This is a genomic window from Paraburkholderia sp. UCT70 (assembly GCF_050434085.1).
Classification (GTDB): domain Bacteria; phylum Pseudomonadota; class Gammaproteobacteria; order Burkholderiales; family Burkholderiaceae; genus Paraburkholderia; species Paraburkholderia tuberum.
On sequence record NZ_JBNPVZ010000003.1, the window covers coordinates 150,196 to 175,022 of the forward strand.

General features: G+C 60.4%; 15 protein-coding genes and 1 pseudogene. 12 read left to right on the forward strand and 4 right to left on the reverse strand.

The genetic code is table 11. The annotated features are described in order from the left end of the window. Positions 1-5 precede the first annotated feature (5 nt). Positions 6-128, reverse strand: coding sequence for a hypothetical protein (locus OKW41_RS18455; protein WP_429573526.1), 123 nt, complete (start codon positions 126-128; stop codon positions 6-8). Continuing rightward, complete coding sequence (locus OKW41_RS18460; protein WP_429573527.1) at positions 125-496, reverse strand: GFA family protein; 372 nt, start codon at positions 494-496, stop codon at positions 125-127. Before OKW41_RS18460 ends, OKW41_RS18455 begins: the two co-directional genes overlap by 4 nt. A 629-nt stretch (positions 497-1,125) precedes the next feature. Here OKW41_RS18460 and OKW41_RS18465 point away from each other — a divergent pair. Both OKW41_RS18465 and OKW41_RS18470 read left to right on the forward strand, forming a co-directional pair. After that, positions 1,126-2,169, forward strand: a complete 1,044-nt coding sequence (locus tag OKW41_RS18465) for a patatin-like phospholipase family protein (RefSeq protein WP_429447095.1) — start codon at positions 1,126-1,128, stop codon at positions 2,167-2,169. Between the two features lie 2 nt (positions 2,170-2,171). Then, positions 2,172-3,669 (forward strand): annotated as a pseudogene (locus tag OKW41_RS18470) (GntP family permease). A 124-nt stretch (positions 3,670-3,793) separates the two neighbouring features. Here the strand turns inward: OKW41_RS18470 and OKW41_RS18475 are convergent. Next, a complete protein-coding gene (locus OKW41_RS18475) occupies positions 3,794-5,197 on the reverse strand; it encodes a replication initiation protein (RefSeq protein WP_429448720.1) in 1,404 nt (467 codons plus the stop codon). A 1,045-nt stretch (positions 5,198-6,242) separates the two neighbouring features. Here OKW41_RS18475 and OKW41_RS18480 point away from each other — a divergent pair. Both OKW41_RS18480 and OKW41_RS18485 read left to right on the forward strand, forming a co-directional pair. After that, positions 6,243-7,454 (forward strand): ParA family protein, encoded by a 1,212-nt coding sequence (locus OKW41_RS18480; RefSeq protein ID WP_167368785.1) that lies wholly within the window; start codon positions 6,243-6,245, stop codon positions 7,452-7,454. Further along, positions 7,451-8,425 (forward strand): ParB/RepB/Spo0J family partition protein, encoded by a 975-nt coding sequence (locus tag OKW41_RS18485; protein ID WP_429573528.1) that lies wholly within the window; start codon positions 7,451-7,453, stop codon positions 8,423-8,425. Before OKW41_RS18480 ends, OKW41_RS18485 begins: the two co-directional genes overlap by 4 nt. 2,118 nt (positions 8,426-10,543) lie before the next feature. Here the strand turns inward: OKW41_RS18485 and OKW41_RS18490 are convergent. Beyond that, on the reverse strand, positions 10,544-12,604 hold the full coding sequence (locus OKW41_RS18490) for an esterase/lipase family protein (protein WP_429573529.1): 2,061 nt from the start codon (positions 12,602-12,604) through the stop codon (positions 10,544-10,546). 1,260 nt (positions 12,605-13,864) lie between these two features. On the opposite strand from OKW41_RS18490, the gene OKW41_RS18495 reads away from it, so the two are divergent. The 8 genes from OKW41_RS18495 to OKW41_RS18530 all read left to right on the forward strand — a co-directional run bounded on the left by OKW41_RS18495 (position 13,865) and on the right by OKW41_RS18530 (position 24,790). Then, complete coding sequence (locus OKW41_RS18495) at positions 13,865-14,839, forward strand: efflux RND transporter periplasmic adaptor subunit (protein WP_429573530.1); 975 nt, start codon at positions 13,865-13,867, stop codon at positions 14,837-14,839. Continuing rightward, positions 14,836-17,895, forward strand: coding sequence for an efflux RND transporter permease subunit (locus OKW41_RS18500; protein ID WP_429573531.1), 3,060 nt, complete (start codon positions 14,836-14,838; stop codon positions 17,893-17,895). Before OKW41_RS18495 ends, OKW41_RS18500 begins: the two co-directional genes overlap by 4 nt. Beyond that, positions 17,892-19,388 carry an efflux transporter outer membrane subunit gene (locus tag OKW41_RS18505; RefSeq protein ID WP_429573532.1) on the forward strand — a complete coding sequence of 499 codons (1,497 nt, stop codon included), beginning with the start codon at positions 17,892-17,894 and terminating at the stop codon, positions 19,386-19,388. Before OKW41_RS18500 ends, OKW41_RS18505 begins: the two co-directional genes overlap by 4 nt. A 141-nt stretch (positions 19,389-19,529) precedes the next feature. Next, positions 19,530-20,966 (forward strand): basic amino acid/polyamine antiporter, encoded by a 1,437-nt coding sequence (locus OKW41_RS18510; protein WP_429573533.1) that lies wholly within the window; start codon positions 19,530-19,532, stop codon positions 20,964-20,966. A gap of 69 nt (positions 20,967-21,035) precedes the next feature. Further along, positions 21,036-21,413 carry an amino acid permease gene (locus OKW41_RS18515; RefSeq protein WP_429573534.1) on the forward strand — a complete coding sequence of 126 codons (378 nt, stop codon included), beginning with the start codon at positions 21,036-21,038 and terminating at the stop codon, positions 21,411-21,413. Next, positions 21,340-22,464: an amino acid permease gene (locus tag OKW41_RS18520; protein ID WP_429573535.1), complete on the forward strand. Its 1,125-nt coding sequence runs from the start codon at positions 21,340-21,342 to the stop codon at positions 22,462-22,464. The genes OKW41_RS18515 and OKW41_RS18520 overlap by 74 nt, the downstream gene beginning before the upstream one ends. Before the next feature lie 872 nt (positions 22,465-23,336). Continuing rightward, entirely contained in the window at positions 23,337-23,987 is a 651-nt protein-coding gene (locus tag OKW41_RS18525; protein WP_429573536.1) for a response regulator, read from the forward strand. 254 nt (positions 23,988-24,241) lie between these two features. Further along, entirely contained in the window at positions 24,242-24,790 is a 549-nt protein-coding gene (locus tag OKW41_RS18530) for a fimbrial protein (protein WP_429573537.1), read from the forward strand. Positions 24,791-24,827 lie beyond the last annotated feature (37 nt).

Below are 24,827 nucleotides of genomic sequence, written 5' to 3' on the forward strand. Positions count from 1 at the left end.
ACGGATTATCTGCTGCGGCGATTGAGTTGCACGCCGCTCGATTGGATCAATGAACACTGCAACGGATGGGCGAGTTCGGCCGCGAACCCGCCCGCCACGAACACAGCGATGGCAAACAGGCGTTTCATGCGTCCTCCAGCACGGAAAGACTCGCGCCATCGGCCACGCCGGCTTCGAGCGCGTAAGGATCGACCCCGTCGAGGCAGCCGATATTGACGCGCCATTGCTGCGGATCCTTGCGCGTCTGATGAAAAGGATAGATGCCGCAATGCTTGCAGAAGTAGTGTTTCGCGACCTTCGTGTTGAACTGGTATAGCGTCAGCGAATCCTCGCCACTCAGAATCTTCAGCTGACTGGCGGGAAAGAGCGGCGTCATCAGCGCGCCCTTGCGGCGGCACAGGCTGCAGTTGCAACGACCAGCCGGAACGATTTCGGTGCGAACTTCGAACTTGACGGCCCCGCAGTGACAGGACCCTTGCAGGAACTCGGCGTTCATCATGCTCTCCGTGATTTGAAGATGCCTGCTTTATAGCCTGGTTCATCAGTCGAATTATGTCGTAATGTATCCGGCGGCCGAGACGATACATTACATTGCAATACGCCGCGGCGATTAGCGCAAGGCGAAACAGCGACGATATACACGCGAGTTAGCATTTAAGCGGCACGCGCAATCGGATAACGCAGATTGCATGATTGCCACCGCATTATCGCGCCAACCGTGCAAAGATACTCCGCCTATCCATGATTATGTGAGCGGCTTACGTAAGCGGCGCGACGGGGCGCGCCGGCCGGCCTCCCTACACGCTGTTTTTGACCTCGGCGTGACCAACCGGCTTTTCTATAGTCCGCTTGAATGGCCGGCATTGCCAGGCACAATCGCGCGTGACCAGCAAGCGGGCGATGACGGCCACGAGCCGGTTGCTCGCAAGCTTTGTGAATCAGGTTGAATACGCTTGACTTTTAGTCACCGGCCACTTCCAATACCAATGGTGCAGTGCGATGTTTCGCCTTTGAAACACGCCTCACCGCATTCGGTAGTTCACAGCATTGGCCAGCAGTTCATTCGTCCGCCGTGCATGCGGCGTCAGCTCGCGAAATGGAGCACTCCTCACTACCGGAGTCGTCTTGGCTGCAACAAAAAACCAACCCACCCACCGCGAACCCGCCCTTATCGACCTCGCATTGCAAGGCGGCGGATCGCACGGTGCATTTACATGGGGCGTCCTCGACCGTTTGCTCGAAGAGTCGTGGCTGCGGATCGAAGGCATATCGGGTACGTCGGCTGGCGCGATGAACGCCGCGGTGCTGGTGAGCGGCTATCAGGCAGACGGCGCGGCCGGCGCGCGCGCCGCGCTCGAAGCCTTCTGGCGGCGAGTATTCGAAGCATCGGTGTACAGCCCGTTTCGCCGTACCCCGTTCGACGTGTTGATGGGCCGCTGGACGCTCGACTACTCGCCGCTCTTCATCGCGATGGACCTCGCGGCGCGCGTGTTTTCTCCATACGACCTGAACCCGCGCGGCGTACATCCGCTGGCGAAGATTCTGCAGGACTCGATCGATTTCGCGCATCTGCGCGACGCGCCGATCAAGCTGTTCATCACCGCGACGCGCGTGCGCACGGGCCAGGCGCGTGTGTTTCGCAATGGCGACCTGACGCCTGACGTGCTGCTCGCCTCCGGCTGCCTGCCCACGCTGTTTCAGGCCGTGCAGATCGACGGTGAAGACTACTGGGACGGCGGCTATGCCGGTAATCCGACCATGACGCCGCTGGTACGCGAATGCACGTCGAGCGACACGCTGCTGATCCAGGTCAATCCCGTCGTGCGGGACGAAACCCCGCGCACCGCGCGCGACATCATCAGTCGCCTGAACGAAGTTGCCTTCAACGCGCCGCTGCTGAAAGAGCTGCGCATGATCGCACTGCTGCGCCGCGCGGCGGACCCCGGCAGCGACGAAGGCCGCCATTGGGCGGCGATGCGCATCCATCGGATCGCGAGCGAGCTGATGACCGAACTCGGCTACTCGTCGAAGCTGAACGCCGAGTGGAGCTTTCTGACGATGCTGCGCGACGAAGGCCGGCGTGCCGCCGACGCGTTCCTCGCCGAGCACGGCGATTCGATCGGCGTGCGCTCCTCGCTGGATCTCGACGCGTTGCTCGACGGAGTCTGACCATGGAAGTCATCACCCTGTCGCCGCTCGCGATCGGTCTAGGGCTTTTCGGCATGCTCGCGAGTCTCGCGCTGCTGATCGGCTTCGCGTACCGCGGCTGGACCGTGCTGCTGCTCGCGCCGTTCGCCGCGATGCTGGCCGCCGCGATTTCGGGCGAACCGATTCTCGCGCATTGGACCCAGACCTTCATGCTCAGCGCCGCGCGCTTTCTCGCGCAGTTCTTTCCGTTGTTCCTGCTCGGCGCGCTGTTCGGCAAGCTGATGGAAGACAGCGGCTCCGTGAAGGCGATCGCCAGTTACATGACGGAGAAGCTCGGCTCGCATCGGGCGATTCTCGCGGTCGTGATCGGTGGCGCACTCGTCACCTATGGCGGCGTCAGCCTCTTCGTGGCGTTCTTCGTGCTCGCGCCGATGGCCACCGCCCTCTTCCAGGCCGCCAATATTCCGCGCCGTCTGATGCCGGCCGCGATCGCGCTCGGCACGTCGACGTTCACGATGTCCGCGCTGCCCGGCACACCGGCTATCCAGAACGCGATCCCGATGCCGTTCTTTGGTACGACGCCGTTTGCGGCGCCCGGGCTTGGCATCATCGCGAGTATCGTGATGGCGGTGTTCGGGCTCTGGTGGTTTGTCCTTGCAGCAATCGCGCGCGAAGGCGGCCAATGAAGGATTCGACGGACTCAAGGCGGCGGTGAAATCCACCGGGGCGCCGGCCAGCGACAACCTCGTGCGCGAGCGCGCAAGCGTATCGCAGAGTTTCGATCCGGAGGAAGCGAAGCGCGGGCATGTCAGCGAGAGTCTGCCCTCGTTCGGCGTCGCGCTCACGCCGCTCGTGCTCGTCGTGCTGACGAACTTCGTGATGAACGTGATCGTGCTGCCGCGCATCGACGCCGACTATCTGGCCGAGGTCCGTTGGGGCGAGACGTCGCTTGCGGCGGTCGGCGGTGTGTGGGGCGTGTGCGTGGCGCTCACCGTCGCGATCGTCGTGCTCGTGCTGCTCAATCGGCATCGCCTGGCAGCGCTGCGCGAGACGATCGATGCGGGCGCGAATGCATCGGTGCTCCCGGTGCTCAGCGTCGGCAGTCTGGTCGGCTATGGCGCGGTGATCGCCGCACTGCCAGCGTTCGCGCTCGTGCGCGAATGGGTGCTGGGTATCGGCGGTGGTCCGCTCGTATCGCTCGCGGTCGCCACCAATCTGCTCGCGGCGCTGACCGGCTCGGCCTCGGGCGGTCTCACCATTGCGCTCGACGCGCTCGGCAGCACCTATCTGCAACTGGCTGCGCAATACGGCATCGACCCGGCGCTGCTGCATCGGGTCGCAGTGATTTCCTCAGGCACACTCGACAGCCTGCCGCATAACGGCGCGGTCGTGACGCTGCTTGCCGTGTGTGGGTCGAACCACCGCGAAAGCTATCGCGACATCGTGATCGTCGCGATTCTCGGCGCGTTACTCGCGCTGGTGGTGGTGATCGTGCTGGGCTCGCTGTTCGGGTCGTTCTGAGCGTTCTGAGCGGCTGAAGTAGCAAGGGGTCTTGCACTGACGTTGCTATCCGTCAGTGCAAGACCCCTTTCTATTTGCCGATCGGCTCAGTTTGGGCTGCTTTGCAGCCGATTTCCGGCTCACTTCACGCCGCCGCGCGCGCCGCATTCATCCGGCCGAACACGAACTGCCCCAGATACCAGACCAGCTCGGTATTCGCGAAAATGGCATCTTCGGTGACCGTCGACGGTTCGAGCTTCATCCGGCGCAGCATCAGCTTGCCTTCGCGCGACGTCGTCCACGCATGCATCAGTTCCTTGCGCGTCTTCGCATCGGCGGCGTTGAAATGGTCGCGGCCCTTGCGCGAATCCTCGTTCATGCGCGCGCGCACTTCTTCTTCGCGCGTCGCGATGCTGTGCGCCACGGTCTTTCTCGTTTCGGTCTTGACCGCCTGTTCCTGCGCTTCGTCGGCGAGCAGTTTGGCCTGTACGTCGACCATCGTGCGCTCGGCGTCGGAGATCTTCCAGTTGTCGCGTAGCGCGCGCATCAGGTAGCCCGCGGGGCTCTTCTTGACCTGGCCGCGCTTGACCCTGAAGCGCGTGTATTCGACTGCCTGCTGGATGCGTTCGTCGGTCCAGAGTTCGCGGTTCTCCGAAATCTCGCTGAACTGCTTGGTCGAGAGCCCGAATTCGTCGGTGAGAATCTTGTACAGATGGCTCGCGTCGGCGAGGCTCGCGAGTACCGCGTCGGCTGTGTCCTTGCGCTTGAGCAGGAAGCGGATGCGGTCGATTTTCTTCGACGTCGTAGATGCAGTCCGCGTCTCATAGGACATCTCGACGTCCGACACTTCGTTGATCTCGCGCACCGCCGGCTCGAGCCAGTCGCGCTTGAAGTATTTGAAGATGGCGGCATTCGCGCCCATTTTGCCGGGCCAGTTGCGCATTTCCTCGAGCTGGATCCAGTCGGTGCGTCCCGCGGGCACGTTGGGCAAAACTTTGTCGTAGATCGCGCGCGCGAGACTGCGCGTGAACGCGGTGGAAATGCGCAAGCTCAGCCAATGCGATTTCTGCGGATCGCGGATATGCGGCACCAGCCGCGGATGGACGTCGAAACGCATACGTCCGCGATGAAAGCCGACCATGCCGATCAACTGAACCTGCACCCACAGATCGTCTTCGTTGGGATCGCGGTCCGCGGGCGTATTCGTCACGCGAACTTTCGCGTTCTGAGCTTCGTCGGCGATCGTGCGCAAGTGCTTCAGGTTGCGGCTGTCGTAACGCATCAGCCACTTGAAGTAGTTGAGTTCGACGTCGTACTGATCGCGCTGCTCGGGCTCCTGCGCGACGATGAAGTACGCGGCATCGAGAAAGCGCCGCGCCGGCAGCCCCATATTGACGATTTCGGTGAAGAAATCGTTGCGCTGATAACCGATCTCGCGATTGGCCTCGTTGATGCGCAATCCCTGATCGAACATGTCTTCGAACAGCGCGAGCGCCATCTGGCGTGACGTCGCTTTCGACCTGCCCTCTTCCGGATTGTCCGCGGCCATGTTCTTCATCCACTTTTTCGCTCCCGGGACTGTAAGCATGCGGTGGTGAGCTGTCAACACACAGAACCTCACCATCAAACGACCGCGGCGGAGGCCGTTTCGGCGTCCCTTCCGCGTTTCGGCACAACGAACCTCACCATGTTCACAAAGAACCTCACCTTGCGGGCGGGCGTTCGCGCGGCAAGGCCTTATGCGACGGCCCTTTCAACCTCGTTCCCAGTAGCTGCACAACCCACCTCACCCTCGTGATTTGACGCAGTGGCAAACACATCGAACCACACCTTGGTGGGGAATCGGTCTCACCTTGCTGCACAACCAACCGCACCTCTGAGCACAGCGAACCTCACCTTCGACACAACGCACCTCACCTTTTGGAACTTAAGTGGTTGAACGCATTGAATAGTGTTTGATTGCGTTGGTTTGTGGGTTCGTTCTCGGTTTTAAAAAAACCTACCAACCTGGCTCACACAATAAATGCGGCTTAAGATTGCGCGATGCAGCATGGTGAGGTTGATTGTGCGAAACGTGGAGCGAGTTTGGGAGGGCTGCTGCCAAGGTGAGGTTGGTTGTGCTGCTACGGTGATTGGCAATCCTTGGTGATGAGCTGAGCCTCTGGCTGACGGCCTGGCGCCGGTGCGTCGCCGCTTCTGTGGGTGAGGTTGATTGCGCATTTGTGTTCTAAGCGCGGGGAGCGCTCGCAGGGAGGTGGCGAAAATCTAACAATGGTGAGGTCGGTTGTGCAGAAGTTCGCCGGACCGGTCTTTCAGGAAATGAGAAAGTGCACAAATGACCTCACCAAGTGCCTAAGTCTCGAGCAGGAGTGCCGACTCCGCTACCCAGATTGCGAAGAAAGGTGAGGTCATTTGTGCCTTCGAGGATGCAGTGTTTCGAGGGTCGTTTAGTTTCCACGGCGATTCTGCAACCGAAAACGGTCTGGAAATACAGAAATTTGCAGAAAATCCGCATAAAAACAGTAATTTAAAAAGCTATTTTCAAGTATTTCCTGTATTCTGAGGTTTCTGGAATTTTATGGAAAAACCTCAGAATGGTCAGAACGAGCCAACTTCCTGCCGTAGACCGAACCGTTCACTTTGAGCAGATCAGTGAGTTCGCAGAAAAAGTCACCATTTTCACTAATGAGCTGCGTGACACGATTCTGGCTCCGCGTCCTCGAAAAACGGCTCCTGTTTTCAAGACCGGCGAGATTGCCGAGATGTGCAACGTCTCACACTCGCAGGTTCAGTATCTCGCGACAAAAGGCGACGGAGAACTGCCTTCGGGCACGGCGGCAGGCACGGGCCGTACCCGGACCTTCACGCTGGAAGAGGCGCGGATCTGGGTACAAAAGATTTCCGACATCTACCAGACTCCACTGGTCACGCGCCTGAAGGAGCCAGACGGGAAGATCATTATCACCGCGCAGCTCAAAGGTGGCTCCGCCAAGACGACGACGACGATGTGCCTCGCCCAAGGGCTGTCGCTGCGGGGACGCAAAGTGTTGGTGGTTGATCTCGACCCGCAGGCGTCGCTTTCGGAACTGTGTGGACTGTACGCGGAAAAAGACGTGACGCCTGAAGACACAGTATTGCCGTACGTCTACGACCAGGACATCGAAGGTGGCCTCGAGGGGCGGGTCCAGTCGACGTACTGGGATGGCATCGACGTGATTCCTGCGCACACGGAACTGATTGGAGCAGAGTTCCATCTGCCGGCGATGCAAAAGATGCGACCGGGTTTTCGCTTCTGGACCGTGCTTCGTCAAGGGCTCGAGCCGCTGCGCAAGAAGTACGACTACATTCTCATGGATACGTCGCCGTCGCTGTCGTACCTCAATCTGAACGCGCTGATGGCCGCGGATGCCATGGTGATGCCGATGGTGCCGGAAAACCTGGACTTCATCAGCTCGCTGTCGTTCTGGCGACTTTTCTCGGACGTGTCCAAAAGCTTTATCAAATTCGAGACGGACAAGAAGTACGACTTCGTGTCGCTGGTGTTGTCGCGGGTCGATTATGGGCGGAACTCGTCGGCGCCAATCGTGCGCGCGTGGGCGCAAAGCGCGTACGAAAACTGGCTGCATTCGATCGAGGTACCGGCGAGCTCGGTGATGAGCACCGGGGCGTTGGCGTTCTCGACTGTCTTCGACATCAGCAGCAATCACAGCGCGGCCAAGTCGCTGCAACGCGTGCGGCAACCTCTCGTCGACTACTGTCGCTGGATCGACGAGATCTATTCGGAAAAATGGAGGAACGCGCAATGAGCAATATGCGAGAACAGTTGCTGGCCAAGACGTCCGGCATTCGCAAAACTTCGTCGATCAACGAGGACGAGGTGAAGCGCAGCAACCGCACGCAAACGGCGCCCGGCCTTGCCGGCGCGCTGGCCGTTGCGCAACTTCGCGTGCAGGAACTGGAATCGACTGGCGTCGCATCGCAACTGGCGGTTGCTGGCATCTTGCCAAACCCTTGGCAGCCGCGTCGCGTGTTCAACGAAGCAAAGTTAGCCGAGCTTGCGGAGTCGATCCGGGAAGTTGGACTGATGCAGCCGATCGTGGTCCGTCGTGTTGCGGACGACTATCAGATCGTCGCCGGCGAACGACGCTGGCGTGCGCACAAGATGTTGGGGCTGGACACGATCAAGGCCGTGGTTGCGGATTGCTCCGACTCGGATATGGCCGTGCTCGCAATGGTCGAAAACATTAGCCGCGACGACCTTGCTGACTATGAAATCGGCGTGGCGATTCGTCGATCGGAAACAGAGTTCCCGAATCGCAAGCGACTGGCGGAAGCGATGGGATTGTCGCGGGCAGGTCTGTATCAGTTCTTGTCGTTCGACAATCTGCCGGACTTCATCAAGAAAGATCTCGATATTCAACCGCGACTATTGGGCGGGACTGCGGCGCAAGCAATTGCAGCGGCTATCAAAAAGCATGGCGAGGATGGCGTTAAAGCCGCTCGCGAAATTTGGCCTCTGCTGGTGAGAGGCGAAATGGATCAGGGCAAGGTCGCGGCGGGAATCACCGCCCTGGCGACCCGGCAGACGACGTCGGGTAGTACCGGCGGACGCAGCATCGAGAAATTTTTCGCGGGACGAGAGCACGCTGGGAGCATCACCAAGGATGTTAGTAACTTCACGATCAAGATCAAGACCGGAGTGATCACCGAGGCGCAAGAAGTTCAGATACGACAGTTGATCGGACAGATGTTCCAATCGCAGCCGAAGACGAGCTAATCGGTGGTTCGGTTGTAGTGTTAAAAGTCCCGCTTAGTGCGGGCTTTTTTTTGGGTCAATCAATTCGGTCCACCTCGAAGAGTGTCTAGAGTCTAGACACTCACTCCGTAGCCCTACCTTTGCGCCATCCGGTGTCTAGACTCTAGACACTCTTGACGACGCACCCCCGATGCCGATGAAAGCGTGCCGCGTCCGGGCGAACGCACATCCTTCGTGCCTTGCACGACCCGTGGAGCGATTCGCGCGGTATTGCGTTCGCAGCGATCTCGCAGGCACCCGCTGCGGGTCAGCCGCTCGCCATGAGCGAGACAGCCAATGACTGGGAATTTCTGATGCATCCATTGAGCCGGGGTTCGGCTGCTTCGCTGACGGTCGCATTACCCGGAGCACATACAAAATCGCACAGGCGACATATGACGGACGGGATGGAGGGCCAGCCCTCTGTCCTATAAACGTAAACTCTATTCCGGCAGACCATCCACGGTCATTCTCAACCCAACGCCGCATCAGCGCATTTCCCCGAGACGACTCGACTCCGCTATCGTCGGTCCCAATCTTCTCAATGAGAAAGGCCGCGATTCTTAGTGCGCGACGTGCATTGCACATGGTTGTCCATGAACAGCTGTGTTCATGATGGCGCTGTCGGCCGCAGCAAACCTCGGCGAAGATCGTCGACGTCTCGCAAGGATGCTTCACACTCCCGGTGTACCTCAGGCAATGAACGCGCGCAGCGTTGAGGCCACCGCTTATCGACCGCAAAGTCAACAGTCGTTCTGCCGGAAAAGCTGTTCCGTACGATTAGCAATGAAAGCGGCATGAACAAACGCGCCAAGGAAGGCTGTGAATGGGGCTTGCCTCAGCGAACAGACGACATGCGTCAAGATCCGGCGGGAGCCAGTTATTACTGGAACGTCGCGTTAAGGGATCCCGAATCATGTATCGCGCGTTCTCTCAAACGAAGCAGTCGCCGTCCCGCAAACAGTGTTCGCCACGGCGCAAGCTTGTCCTCAAATCAGATCCCGTCGCTGATTCAGCGTCTCGATCGAACACCAGAAAGTCAATCGCGAACGCCTGCCGGCCGCGATGAATTTGGCTGTAATCGCGCTAAGCCAACATCCCACCGTCGTCAGTGAGAGGGCACTTTAAAGATAGTTGATGTCGGCCGTCAGGCCTACCGATCTACCCACCCGCTGGGGTGACACCCAGATAGATGTATTCGATGGGATGCATCGCGACCGCCCCGATCATTTTTTGGGCAAGTACTGGAGTAATGAGTGACTCGACCGCAACGAATGATTTCCGTCCGATCGTATGTCACGCCGCCCGGATAGGCCTGCGTCAGACCACTCGTTCAGCGCGAAATCAACATCGCTGCTCTCAGATCATCCGCAAGAAATCCGTCGGACGATGGACGGCAGGATAGGTGAGGGCAAGCGCGCAATTCTCGCGAACGTAAAGAGTCTCTCCCGCCCCGCCCTGTGATATTGACTAGCAAGACGATCGCGCATCCGCAATTCGAGCGACTGTCAGTCGCCACGCGTGTGGCCAACTTGAACTTCAGCAGATGCAGCAGTCGCGCATCTGCAACCTAGCAATATACGGGGACTGAACATACGGTCAACTTTTGCGAACTAAATATCGAAAAACGAATGACTCTTAGCCAATACGAGCGAGAATTTTCGATTCTTCGGCCAATCTCGCCAACCGACACGGCGTGAAACATAACTAAACCTCTTCTATGCATGTCAACCTATTGTTTTAAAAGACTTTTTTCACCAATGCATCCCATTGTTTCACGCCAATCAGTCAAATTGGTGCACGATACCCCATCACTCCCCCCAAACGGCGACAACACGCCAGAATGAACACACGTGCCCCGCCGATCCGTAACATTCAATACGTAATTTGTAGCGAAAAAATCTCGAGTGGCTATCGCGATCTTTCGAGCGTTCCGCTGACCTGACCGCTCATCCGAACCAATCTTCCGCGCCTGCCTCGATCACGCTGGCTTGATTCGGAACGCTGTACCAGTGATTCGAACAGAGCCCAGCAACAGCAAGCATGTCAAGCCCAAGCCCAAGTCCGAGCCGCCGCAAAAGACAGCTGGCCCCTCCGCCATCACTTCGCTATCCCAGCCTCCCCGCAAACCTCCCCGCGCTGATCGATCTGCGCAATATCCTCATGCAAGATCCGCCGAATCTCGAGGATCGCCCGCGGCGTCTCCTGCACACTGTGTCCAGCAACAATCACCTTCTCCGACAGCGCGCCCACGAGATGCGCGCTGCGATAAGGGACCACGCCATCATCGGAATCTTCGAGCGGCCCGTTTTCGCGGCGCCGTGCGATGATCGAATGGAAGCAAACCTGGGGGCTGATCGGCAACCGCGACGTCGCGCGAATCAACGGATCGGTTTCGCGCAGCTGTTCGATGCTATTAGGCACATGGAAGGTCCGTCCCTGCGGCTCGATGTTCGTCGCCGTCTGCATCACTTCCTCGATCTCGTTCAGCAGGGCAAGCGGCAGACGCACGAGGTTGGCCGCCCAGCGCGACAGCCGGTTGCTCGCGAACGGCGTGCCTCGATGGGGGGCCGCGATAAATATGGCGCGCTCGATTTGCGGCATCGGCGTGAAGTTCAGTAGCCGATCGAGCCGCTCGTCCTCGCGATCGATATCGGTGCCCTCGGGCACGTACTTGTCCTCGAACGTCGCCCAAAGCGCGTCGCCGGAAGTCGACACGAGCAGCCGCGCCAGAACGCCGCCCATGCTATGACCAATCAACACCATGCCATGCGACGCCGGCGCCGTACCGTCTGGATCGAAGTGCGCGAGCGTCTGTTGCGTGGCGCGGCGGATACGCGCGAGGTTGACCAGAATCGGCACGTTGGTCGGGTAGTAGACCTGCCACACCTGGAAATGCTGGCGAAGCACTTCATCGCCCTGAATATCGTTGGCGACGTTGACCCATGCCTCGGGGCTGCTCGCGAGGCCGTGCAGCATCAGAATGATCCGTCGATTGGGATCGAACGGTTGCATCATGTAGATGCGGGGCGTATCGATACCGTGTGCGCGTCCAAACAGCGTGCGCAACGATTGCCCGGCGAAGCCCGAGCGCGCGAGCCAGATGCCGTAGCCCGCGCTGAAGTTGGCCGAAAGTGGCACAGTCTGGCCGTGTCGCTCGACACTGTCTTCGCGATACGGATCATAGACGGACAGCACGACCTCATGCGAGGCAAGCACCTGTTCGAGCGTGCCCTGGCTGAACCAGATCAACGCGGTGACGTTCGGCGACGGCATCTCGCGGAAAAAGCGCGACGCCGGCCTTGGCCGATCCGCGGCTGCTGACGACACGCCGGGGTTGAACGGTGCGCTCGCGGGACCATCGACGCGGGCGGACACACGCGTGTCGGCGCTGGCATTGCCACCCGCATCGACGTCATCTTCAGGCGGCGGCACGTTCATCACAGCAACGAGTTCCGCCCCCAAACCATCGCGTCGATAAATGCTACGTATCCCCGCGAACGACAGCCGCGACGCCGGGATGACTTCGCGCGGTTCGCGCACGCCTTCGGGTAGCCGGGTTCGGCTCAGGTCGAGATGAATGGACCAGCCTGCGATGTACTGCGTGCCCGGCACGCCGTTGCCGGCATCGGTAGCGAGCGCGCCACGCAGAAACAGCGCGTGGGCGAGCTCCTGCACCGCGTAGTTGTAGTAGTCACGGACCTGGGTCTGACGATCTTCGAATGCACGTTCGCCAGCAGTGCGTTCACCGAGGAACAGAAACGCATACGCGAATCGCGCGGCCCTGAGCCACAGATCGAATTGCGCGTCGCTCCAATCGCTGGCGCTGGCCGGCGTGTTGGTGATGGCCATCTGCAACGACAGTTCGGCGAGGCTCGACAATCGCCGGTCGGTATTGATTCCGCCGACGGTCGAGATCGTATTGATGCAATCGAGCGGCTCACGTTGGCAGGTGTTCCCGTCGAGTGCCGCAATGTGCAGTGTGTCTCGCGTCGCGGCGCTCAGACGGCCGGTCGACAGAATGTCGCCGCGACGCATCGCGATGTACTGCTCCGGGCCTTGCGAGCTGACGGTCACCATCGCGCAACCGCACAGAAGACTGCTGGTAAGCAGCGCGAGTGCCGCGCACCGCGATGTCCACGATGCGAGCGAGCGCGTCATGATGCGTCGAACCGGTTCGTCCGAGACGGCAGCCGCGCTACGCCGATGCAAGCGATGAATGCTGGCGGCGGCCCGCGACGTTGCAATTGCCAACTTTCTTTCATGCAGAGTTGGGTCACAAGGCGGTTGCCTCGCGCATCGAATCGATATCGCTGAGAACGAATTACCTGTCCGCTGAGTACTCTACGCCCGGCGAATTGCTGATGCAACCAACGCCGTCCCCCACAGCGCGCCTTGGCTTCAATGAGAGAGTATTCCGATCTAACGATCACGGCTGCTCCATCGGCGAAACAAAAATTCCATGAAACCTATAGCATTTTTTCCCCATGGCATTTCGTCACTAGTACAGCAGAATAGCCATGCTTATTTTTCGTCAACAGAAGCCGAAGCAACCATAGAACAAGTCTGTATGGCCGTAGTAAGTCGCGAATCGATTGACGGCTTGCGCATTGTTCGGCCATGATGCCTGTGACGAACTGAAAGGGGCAATGACGCACGCATGATCCGGGCAAACCACCAGTGAACTGCGCGAAGTCATGAACGCCTATGATGGCTTTGATATACCGCTTAAGGTAAGCGATCGATACGATCGTGCTGCGCCTGTGAGGCTCTTGACAACGAATTGTTTGGGAACTTTAATAATTTTGCAGCAAGGTTCAATCGAAGGGATCTGATTCAACGCTGCAATCCGCCCGCAATTCGTCTTCAGGTTTTGCGGAATCGTCGTGCATTCCGTACAGGGCGGATTCGTCAATTTCCTCAGTCTTGCTTCGACATGGCGAAGCAGTTTGGCACTTAGACAGGATGCCTGATGAACGGAGCCGGAATGACGACACATGGGTCGCGGCTGTAGTCCCGACGGCCACAACACCATTGTCGCCGATAGACTGGTTTGAACGACGTTGCCGGTCCGACAGAAGGGATGCCGCTGTTCCTCGAGTCTGAGCTGGCCGTGGAAGTCGCATCGGATGCACCCGTCGGTCCACTGTTATGGGCCCCTATGAATTGCTGAGCAACCTGTAGGGTCTCGTATTCGCCGGGCCGTGAGCTACGTTGCCGCCGGGCTTACGACATGGGTTGCGCCAGCAGTCAGCCGAGAACGTCATGAATGCAAACCGCTCCGATGCACCGCGGCCTCGCCGACCAGCCGGAATCGCACTGACCGGCGCAGTGTCGTGCGCGCTGACTTGCGCGCTTGTCGTTTCACTGTCGGGCTGCCAACGGCAGACCGAAACACAGAGTGGCGATACGAGGCCAGCCGTGCAGCTCACCAGGGTCGAACCGGCCGACGCTTCCGCCATTCGCATTTTTACCGGGCGGGTCGAGCAGACCAGCATCTCGCCGCTCGCCTTCGAAGTATCGGGCCGCGTCGTGCAGATCGCGGTGCTCGAAGGCGCGTCGGTGAAACGCGGGCAACTGATCGCGCGGATCGACGAGGAACCCTACAAGCTGCAAATGCAACGCGCGAACGCGCAGTATCAGCAGCTGAGCGACAACCTGAAGCGCCAGGCGGTATTGCGCCAGGACGGGATTCTGTCTCAGGCTGCCTATGAGCAGTTGTCGGCTTCCACCGATGCCGCACGCGCGGCACGCGACCTGGCGAGCCGCGACCTGCGCAATACCCAGCTCGTCGCGCCATTCGACGGCCGGATCGCTCGCCGCAACATCGAGATCCAGCAGGTCGTGCAGGCTGGGGCGCCCGCGTTCAATCTGGAAAACATCGGCCGTGTCGATGTCGGCGTCGATCTGCCTCAGAGCATTGCCGAACGGCTGTTCGTCGACAAGACGCTGAGAGCCGAGGCGTGGCTGCCCGAGCGGCCGCAGAACCGCTTCCCGCTCGTGTTCCGGGAACGGACCACGCAGACCTCGCCGACTTCGGCGGCCTACCGGCTCGTGTTCTCGATCGAAGGACCGCAAAGCGCGATGCTGTTCCCCGGCATGGCGCTGCGCGTACAGATTTCCGACACGGCGCGTCAGGTCGCGCAAAACGACAACAAAGGGTACTTCGCGATTCCGATCGCCGCGGTGTCGATCGGCGCGGACGGTCAGCGCAGTCTTTGGCGCTACGACGCCGCGTCCGGCCGTGTGCATGCGGTGCCGGTCAGCGTGCGCGAAATTCGCAATGACGATGTGGTCGTCGCGGGGGCGGTTGCGGCGGGCGAGCGCGTGGTGGCCGGCGGCTCGCAGTTCATGAAAGAGGGAATGGCGGTCCGTCCAATGGATGCGCCTCAATGAATCTCGCGCGCCCCCTTATCGAAAAGCCGCTGATCGCGTGGGTTCTGACGCTCATCTCGCTGTTGGGCGGCATCTTCGCGTACTACAACATCGGGCGGCTCGAAGACCCGAAGTTCACGATCAAGACTGCGGTCGTCGTGACGCTGTATCCGGGCGCGAGTGCGCACGAAGTCGAGCAGGAAGTGACGGACCGGCTCGAAAGCGCGATCCAGCAGATGCCGCAGGTCGACAAGCTGACCTCGCGTTCGACACCGGGCTACTCTGAAGTCCGCGTCGAGATTCGCGACCAGTACACGTCGGCGCAATTGCCGCAGGTGTGGGACGAGGTGCGCAAGTCGGTATCGGATGCACAGCCCCGGCTTCCGCCGGGCGCGGGACCGTCACTCGTGGTCGACCGTTTCGGCGACGTCTACGGGATGTTCTACGCGCTGACCGGCGAGGGCTACACGCAGGCGCAACTGTATGAGTACGCGCGCGAACTGCGCCGCCAACTGCTGACACTCGGCGACGTGTCCGACATCGTGATCGCCGGTGAGCAGCAGGAGCAGGTCTCGGTCGACGTCGACCAGGCGCAACTGATCGCCAACAATCTGTCCACCGACGATCTTGCGCAGACGCTGTTCGTGCAGAACGAGGTTCGGCCCGCGGGCCGCGAACGTGTCGGCGACCTGTCGTTGCGGATTGCGCCGTCCGGCTCGCTCGATTCGTTGCAGGCCATTCGTTCGCTGCCTGTCAACAATACGCCCGGCCCGCTGCTGCTCGGCGACATCGCGCGCGTAAGCCACGGCTACGCCACGATTCCGAACCACGTCATTCACTATAACGGCCAGCCCGCGGTTACGATCGGTATCAGCGCGCGGCCGCGCGTCAATGTGGTGAGGGTCGGCGAGGAGATCAAGGCGAAGCTCGCCGAACTCGAGCGTGACCGCCCGATCGGCATCAAGCTGCACTCGCTTTACGATCAGCCGCAGGTCGTCGACGAGAGCGTGCGCGGTTTTATCTTCGACGTGTTCCTGTCCGTGGCGATCGTCGGTGTCGCGCTGGGCATTGCGCTCGGCTGGCGCGCGGGCGTCGTGCTGGGCGTCGAGCTGTTCCTGTCGATCCTCGGCACGCTGCTGGTCATGTACGCGGCAGGCATCGAGCTGCAGCGTATCTCACTCGGCGCGCTGATCATCGTGATGGGCATGCTGACCGACAACAGCATCGTGGTGGTCGAGGGGATGCTCGTGAAGGTTCAACGAGGCACGTCGCATCTCCAGGCGGCGACCGAGATTCTCAAACAAAGCCAATGGCTTCTGCTCGCGTCGACCATTGTGGGGATTCTGGCTTTCTCGGGCATCGGCCTGTCGCCGGATGCGGTCGGCGAATTCTGTGCGTCGTTGTTCGCCGTCGCTGCGATTTCGCTGCTATTCAGCTGGGTGATCGCCATCGCCCTGACACCGCTGTTCGGCACGTATCTTTTCAAGCCCGCGGACATCATCGATGAAGACCCGTTCAAGTCGAAGCTGTACCAGCGCTACGGCGAGCTGTTGTCATGGGTCACGAGACGGCGTGTGCTCGTGGTCATCGGCCTCGTCGCGCTGACCGTGCTGGCCGGGTGGGCGTTCCGTTTCGTCGAGCAGAGCTTCTTCCCCGCGTCGACCACGCCGATCTTCTATGTCGACATGCGCTTGCAGCGCGGCGCCGATATCCGCGCGGTCGTCGAAAAGAGCCGCGAGGTGGAGAAAGTGCTGCTCAAGCATGCGGACGTCACCAACGTGCAGACCTATATCGGCTCGGGCGCGACGCGTTTCTTCCTCGTCTACGATCCGGAAGGGCGTGATCCGTCGTACGCGCAGTTCATCGTCGGCGTGAAGGACCAGGGCCTGATCGACGACATGATTCCGGAGATCGAAGCGGATCTGAAGAAGCGCTTCCCCGAACAGCATTGGACGGTCACGCGGCCGAACTTCGGCCCTGGCGGTGGCGCGGCCATTCAGGCACGTTTCTCCGGACCCGACCCGATCGTGCTGCGTCGCTTGTCTCAGGAAGCACAGAACGTGCTGAAGGCCGACGGCCGCATCATCGCGATCCGCGACGACTGGGAGAACCCGATCAGCATCGTGCGGCCGGAATTCGACGAATCGCGGGCGCGCTCGCTCGGTGTGACGCGCCGTCAGGTTAGCGACACGATGGCTTATGCAACCGAAGGCCTGCGGGCGGGCATCTATCGCGAAGGCGATCAGCTACTGCCGATCGTGCTGCGTTCGCCCGACTACACGCGTGGCGTCGCGGGTCTGCAGGACCTGCAGGTGTTCAGCGCGGGGCTGCGCCGTTACGTGCCGCTCGGCGACGTGGTCAACGGCTTCACGGTCGGTACCGAGGAAGGCCAGATCGCGCGCGAAAACCGGATTCGCACGCTGACGGTTTCGGCCAACCCGATCTATGGGCAGAACAGTGTCGACGCGTTCAACCGCATACGCTCCAGCATCGAGAACATCAAGCTGCCATCGGGCTATAGCTTCGAATGGGGCGGCGAGCACGAATCGTCGACGCGCGCGCAGCAGAGCCTGTTCCGTCAACTGCCGCTCGGCTTCATCGGCATGGCGCTGCTCGTGCTGATGATGTTCGGACGCCTGAAGCCGGCGCTCGTCGTGCTGCTCGTCGTGCCGATGTCGATCGTCGGCGTCACGCTCGGTCTGCTGCTATTTCGCGGCGCGTTCGGCTTCATGGCGTTGCTCGGTCTATTGAGTCTGATCGGCATGCTGATCAAGAACGGCGTGGTGCTCGTCGAAGAGATGGATTCGCAGATCGCCGCGGGCGTGCCGCGCATGCAGGCGGTGACCCACGGCGCGATGAACCGACTGCGGCCGGTGATACTGGGGGGCGGTACGACGGCGCTCGGCATGGCGCCGTTGTTGTGGGATCCTTTCTTCAAGGACATGGCGATCACGATTATGGCGGGCCTTGTTTTTGCCACCGTGCTGACGTTGGTCGCCGTGCCGGCGCTGTATGCGATGCTGTTCTCGATCAGGCAGGCGGAATGGGAGCCGGGTCGACACCCGGAAGCAAAATGATCCGCGCGCGCCCTTATCTGCTCGCCATCGCGGCCCTGCTGCTCGAAGCCGGCTGTACGGGTTCATTGCAGCTGCAAAAGCCCGCCGCGTTTCCGCCGCAGTATTCGGAGGCGCAACCGGGCGTGGCGACACCGATGTCCGAGCAGCAGCTCGCGGCATGGTGGACCCAGTACAACGACCCGACGCTGAACAAACTGATTGATCTCGCGCTCGCGCACAACTTCGACATCGCGACCGCTTACGCACGCGTCGATCAGGTGCAGGCCGGGATCCGGCTGGCTCGCTCGCAACTGCTGCCGTCGGTCGGTGCTGGCGTGAGCGCTGCGAAGTACCACGGCGGCGAGACGCAGCTCGAATTCGCGGAATTCCTCGGCATCAACAATACCGATGCGCAGTTCTGGCGTGTCGGCTTGCAGGCGCAATGGGAGATCGACCTGTTCGGTCAGGGACGCGCAAGGCTCTCGGCGGCACGCGAACAGGCACGCGCGGCCGCGGGCGACGCGGAGGCGGTACGCCTGAGCGTGGTGTCGGGTGTTGCGGATCTGTACGTCACCTATCGCGGGCTGCTGCGTCAGCGCACGATTTTGCTGCAGAGCCGCGCGATCGCGGACGACTTCGTCGACATCGCCGAGAAGAGCTTTAACGCGGGCCTCGTGCTGAGTACGGACATCGAAGCAGCGCGCGCCGGCCGCGCGCAGGTCGATGCGCGTTTGCAGGACGTGGAGAACGGCATCGCGCAGGCACGACTCAATTTGCAGAATCTATGCGGCGTGCAGCCCGCGGAATTCGCGGGAATTCTCGATGAAAGCGACACGCTGATGACCGCGCTGCCGCATATCGAGCCCGGCCAGCCGGTCGACCTGCTGATGCGGCGCCCGGATCTGATCGCGGCGCAGGCACGCGTGAATGCGGCGGTCAGGCAGTCGGATGTCGCGCGGCTCAACTACTGGCCGACCATGTCGTTGAGCGGTTTGCTTGCACGCAATGGTTGGGAGATCGCGGGTCAAAGCCTCGGGGCCAGCACGTTCTGGCTGTTCGGCGCGGCGATGGCGATGCCGCTGATCGACTTTGGCGCGCGGCGCTCGCAGGTGGAGTCGTCGGATGCGCAGGCGCAGCAGGCCATGTTGAACTACGAAAAGACCGCGCTCGGCGCGTTCTATGACGTCGACCGTGCACTGGCGCGTTTGAACCGGCAGGACGAGTTGTTCAAGGCACGCAATGAAGAAGTCACGCGTCGCACCACGCAGTTGAGCCAGGTGCGACGTCGCTACGAACTCGGCGATACCGGCCGCGTTGATATCGATCAGGTGCGGGTTGCGCTGCTCGAAAGCCAGTCGTCGCAGGCGAGGGAAGAGGTCGGCGAACTGCAGGCACAGTTCGCACTGTTCAGGGCGTTGGGAGGCGGCTGGTTGGCCAATCCGCCAGTGGCCTCGAATACACGATCGCCGACGGAACCCGCGCCCGCCACCGCACCGGCACCGGCCGCACAGTGAACGACCAGGACGAGTGCGGTCCGGTACTCGCAAGGCCGTGGGCTTCAGTCGGGGAGGACTAACAGGAGATGCGCAATTCACGCGTACCTGCTCCGCGTAAGTCCCTTTCTGGAGGAAATCAGCTTCTCTGAAGGGTGGACGATGGCAACCCAGGTCGAGACGAAACTGTCGTTGCCCGCATTGACCGCGATGGTCGTAGGCTCAATGGTGGGCGCAGGGATTTTCTCGCTGCCGCGCAATTTCGCGCGCGCGACCGGACCGTTCGGCGCGGTCATTGCATGGTGCGTGGCGGGCATCGGCATGTATGCGCTGGCGCGCGTCTTTCAGGCGCTCGCGCAGCGACGGCCCGAGCTCGATGCGGGCGTGTTCGCATACGCGCGAGCGGGCTACGGCGATTATGCGGGCTTTCTATCCGCATTCGGCTACTGGATGGCCGGCTGCTTCGGCAACGTGTCGTACTGGGTGCTGATCAAATCGACGCTTGGCGCTTTCGTGCCCGTCTTCGGCAACGGCAATACGGCGACCGCGATCATCGTGTCGTCGGTGGGCATCTGGCTGTTTCATCTGGTGATGCTGCGCGGCGTCCAGCAGGCCACGATGATCAACACGATCGTCACGGTCGCGAAGTTGATTCCAATCGTGCTGTTCATCGTGATGCTGATCGCGTTGTTTCGCGCCGACATGTTTCGCGCGAATCTGTGGGAACGCAGCGATCAGATCGGCAAGGGCTTGTTCTCGCAGGTTCGCGCGACGATGCTCGTCACCGTCTTCGTGTTCGTCGGTATCGAAGGTGCGAGCGTGTACTCGCGCTATGCGAAAAAGCGCTCGGACGTCGGCGCCGCGACGATCACCGGCTTCGTCGCCGTGCTGTGTCTGCTGGTGCTGGTGACGCTGCTGCCTTACGCGACCTTGCTGCGCGCCGATATCGCGGTGATGCGCCAGCCGTCGATGGCCGCGGTACTCGGCGCGCTGCTCGGCCCATTCGGTGTCGTGTTCGTCAGCGCCGGTCTGATCATTTCGATCCTCGGCGCGTACCTCGCATGGTCGCTGATCTGTGCCGAGGTGCTGTTCGCCGCCGCGCGTCTCGAGACGATGCCGCGTATCTTCGCGCGACAAAACGAGCGCAGGCTGCCGGTCGCCGCGATCTGGCTCACGAGTACCGTGGTGCAGTGTTTCGTAATCAGCACGTACTGGTCGACCGATGCGTTTGCGCTGATGCTCAATCTCACGAGCTCGATGGCGCTGATTCCCTATTTTCTCGTGGCCGCATACGGCATCAAGGCCGCGCGTTACGATAGTGGGCAGAATGGCGGCACCTTGAGCGGCGCGTTGCGCACCGAGTATTTCGTCGCGATGTTCGCGACGTTGTACACGGCCTTTCTGCTGTTCGCGGGCGGCCTGAAGTTCCTGATGCTATCGGCGCTGCTTTATGCGCCCGGTACGGTGCTGTATGTGGTGGCCAAACGCGAGCGCGGCCAGCGGGTGTTTTCGAAAGTCGAGTGGGTCATCGTTGCCGTCGCGGCCTGCGGCGCGATTGGCGCGCTGATCGGCCTCGCGACCGGCACGATCGTCATCTGAGCGGTCGATCATCGTAGTCGCACGAGCGCGGCTCGATCGGAACGTGTTCGCGGGAGAGCGATCGCAGCCATGGACAAGCGCGTCAGACTTTCAGCGCCGGGCCTGATGGCGATGGTGATCGGCTCGATGGTCGGGGTGGGCGTCTTTTCGTTGCCGCAGGCGCTCGGCAAATATACCGGCGTAGTCGGTTCGTTGATCAGCTGGACCATCACCGGCTCCGGCATGCTGATACTCGCGCTGATCTTTCAACGGCTCGCATGGCGCAAGCCGGAACTCGACGCTGGCGTCTACACGTATGCGCGCGTCGGGTTTGGACGCTACACCGGATTTTCTGTCGGCGTTCGGCTACTGGTGCGCCAGCTGTCTCGGCAACGTGGCGTATCTCGTGCTGATCAAGTCCGCGCTCGCGATCGTCGCGCCTTCATTCGGCGCTGGCAATACGTTTAGCGCGATCGTCAGTTCCTCGCTGATGATCTGGGTGTTTCACTTTCTGATACTGCGCGGCGTGAAGGGCTCGTCGGTAGTGAATGCGTCGATGACGGCCGCCAAGTTGTTCGCGCTTGGACTGTTCGCGGTGCTCGTGCTATCGAGTGTCAAGTGGCAGTTGTTCGTCGCGAATCTGTGGACCATTCCCGAGCCGTCGGCGACCGGTCTGTTCGGCGAGGTGCGCAAGACGATGTTGGGCACGGTATTCGTGTTTCTCGGCGTCGAAGGTGCGAGTGTCTATTCACGGCATGCACGCGAACGGCGCGACGTCGGGGTCGCGACCGTACTCGGCTTTCTCTGCGTGCTTGCGTTGATGGTCATGGTCACGTTGTTGTCGTATGGCGTGTTGCCGCTCGAGCAGTTGGGCACGCTGAAAAATCCGTCGATGGCTGGCGTGCTGAGCGCCGCGGTCGGCGCCTGGGGCGCGGTCGTGGTCAAGCTCGGCCTGTTGATATCGGTACTCGGTTCTTATCTTGCATGGACGTTGCTCGCCGCCGAAATTCTGCACGCGGCGGGCAAGAGCCGCACGATGCCCGCGTTTCTCGGGCGAGAAAACCGCAACCACGTACCGGTCGCCGCACTGTGGATGACGAGCCTCGTGATTCAGGCTTTTCTGCTCGTGACGCTGTTTTCGAAAGAAGCGTTCACGCTGGCCAAGGAGTTCACGACGTCGATGAACCTGATCCCGTATCTGCTCGTCGCCGGCTATGGGTTGAAGCTCGCAGCGAGCGGCGAATCGTATGCGGGGCAGCCGTGGTCACGGCGCATCGATTTCATGCTCGCGCTGCTGGGCTGCGGCTACGCGCTCTTTCTCGTGTACGCGGGCGGCCTGCATTATCTGTTGATGTCGACCGTGCTTTATACGGCGGCGACCGTGTGGTTTTACATCGCCGAGCGTCGCAAGGGGAAACGGCCTGTGTTTACGCTGCTCGAACGCTGGCTGTTCATCGTGGTTCTGCTTACCGGGCTGGTCGCGTTCGTCGATCTTGTGCGCAATCATTTTGCGGCTTAAGGCTCGCGCTCGCGCGCCGCGCGGCTCACATGATCGCGGCCTGGCGAATGCAGCGGATGAAATAGTCGGCCGGGCGCGTGTGAATCGCGCCTTCGCGCTGCATTAGATGCAGTCTCGCCAGCACGCGGGGCAGCAACTAGCGGTTTCGGTTCAAATGGGCCCGCGAGGGCGGACCTGCTGTCGCGCGGGGTCCGCTAGAAGAAACACGGCGGCGACGCCGGCGGCGATGGGGCATTGCGACGGGCCGACTGGGCTGGATGTTGAAAGCACTTCTTGCACCTATGACGCATATAGGACTCTGCTGACTTTTTTCTTGTTAGCGCATCGTACAATCCGCCTCTGTGCAAGGCGGGGATGTTTTAATTCCTCGCCGACGAGTTGGGGTGCGTTGCGCTATCCCATCTTCATGATTGATCCATGCCAGGTTGTATGCCGAAAAATTGCTTTGTCTTTACCAAAGCACACCGGCTTTCTCACCGATTTTGCATCGTTTTAACTAATAGTGGTTCGAAAACTTCTATTTGCGTGGTGCAAAATGCTTTTGTGGATTGATCAAGCCAATTTGATATGCGCTATTTGGACTGCACCGACTGGTGCGCTTAGATGATAGGCGTTCCCGACGCCGTTCGCTTCATTAGAAGCAGGAAGGTTGCGGCTCTCGATCTTGCTGCTGAGGTGTGCGTCTAGGCCCACGCAAACGCAGCGTCCCGTGGCGACACACAGGATCAGGGAAGTCGACGAGTGGCATGGGACGAGATGCCCTGCGCCTTTCTCATCATGTAACGGCGTGAAATGACATGGTACTTTGGTGACAAATCATGCAGGGCGTTTCGGCAAGAAAAAGGTATTCACCTGCGTGGTATGGAGTGTGAGTGAACAAAATAAGAGTGGGTATCGCCGACGATCATCCATTTATTCTCCTCGGCGTCGAGCATCTTCTTCAGCGTTGTCCTGACATCCAGGTCTGCTTCAAAAGCGAAAGTATCGGCCTGCTTCTCCAGCGGCTGGTTGAAGTGCCAGTCGATGTTCTTGTGTGCGACTACGAATTCGAAGGCGATCCGTATGCCGACGGTCTCAATCTTCTTGACCGGATCCGGCGTGTCGCCCCATCCATACGAGTAGTTTTTCTGAGCACGCATTCTTCCACGCACATCATTTCAGCTGCGCTCAACGCGGGGGCGGCCGGCTTCGTCGGTAAGGGTCCCGAGGGCTTTGTCAGCCTTACCGCTGCCGTTCGCGTTGCAAAAAATAAAAGCGTGTTTCTGCCTGATTCCATTGCGGACAAGATGTTGCGCGCAACGGGGCGCGCAGCGCAAGGCGGATCTTCTCTCAATTTGCTATCTGAAAAAGAATCGACGGTCGTGCGAATGATCTGCGACGGGATGTCGATCGCAACAATTGCCGAGCGGCTCAATCGCAGCCCCAAGACCGTGAGCAATCAGAAGAACGCTGGCATGAAGAAGCTCGGTGCCAGAAACGACGTAGAACTCGTCACGATCGTGCGCGAGTGGTCCTGCTCGTAGCAATTGCCTCGATTCTCAGGCGGATTCCGTAGTTCTCGTGACGCCTTCTCCCTATCGTATGGTGGTCCTGTGACCTGTTCAGTTCGAGGAATCGACACGCCGTTTCTCGACTGACCTATTTGGTCTTTCATTTTGGGTATCGGCCCATTAACACCGATCTTCTTCAATGACATCATTCCTCTGCCTTGACGATCGCTGGACGTCCCGGCTTCACAAGGGTTTGTAGTTCTGAAATGGCAACAAAGAGGAATCTCATGAAAAAACAAGTAACGCAACTCATGATCGCGCTGATGGGCCTGTCCGTCGCGCCGATGGTTTTCGCCCAAGCTGCACCGGGCACAGGTCAGGTAACGTTCAATGGAGAACTGTATGACGACACCTGTGTGATCAACTCGGGTGACGAGGACCAAACGGTCACGCTGCCTCGGGTGTCTTCGCAGACGCTGCCTGCGGCTGGCGTAGTCGGCGGGTCCACGCCTTTCAACATTTCGGTGTCGCAGTGCCCGGCAACGCTGAAACAGGTCGCGGCGCATTTCGAGACCACGAACATGGACCCGGTTACGCGTAATGCCATTAACCAGGCAACTACCTCGCCGGCCCAGCACGTCGAAGTGCAATTGCTTGACCACAATGGCGCGAATGGCACGATGTCGGTGCTTCCGCTGGGCAGCACGGGCGAGTTCGTTGATGTTGGGAGCGACGGTACGGCAACGATGTACTACGCCGGCCAGTACTATGCAACAGACAAAGCCACGGCCGGTAACGTGACGGCTGTTGTTCGCTACACGTTGGCATACCAGTAAGCGAATCTAAGCCGAATGGCATCGGGTTGCTCTTCTA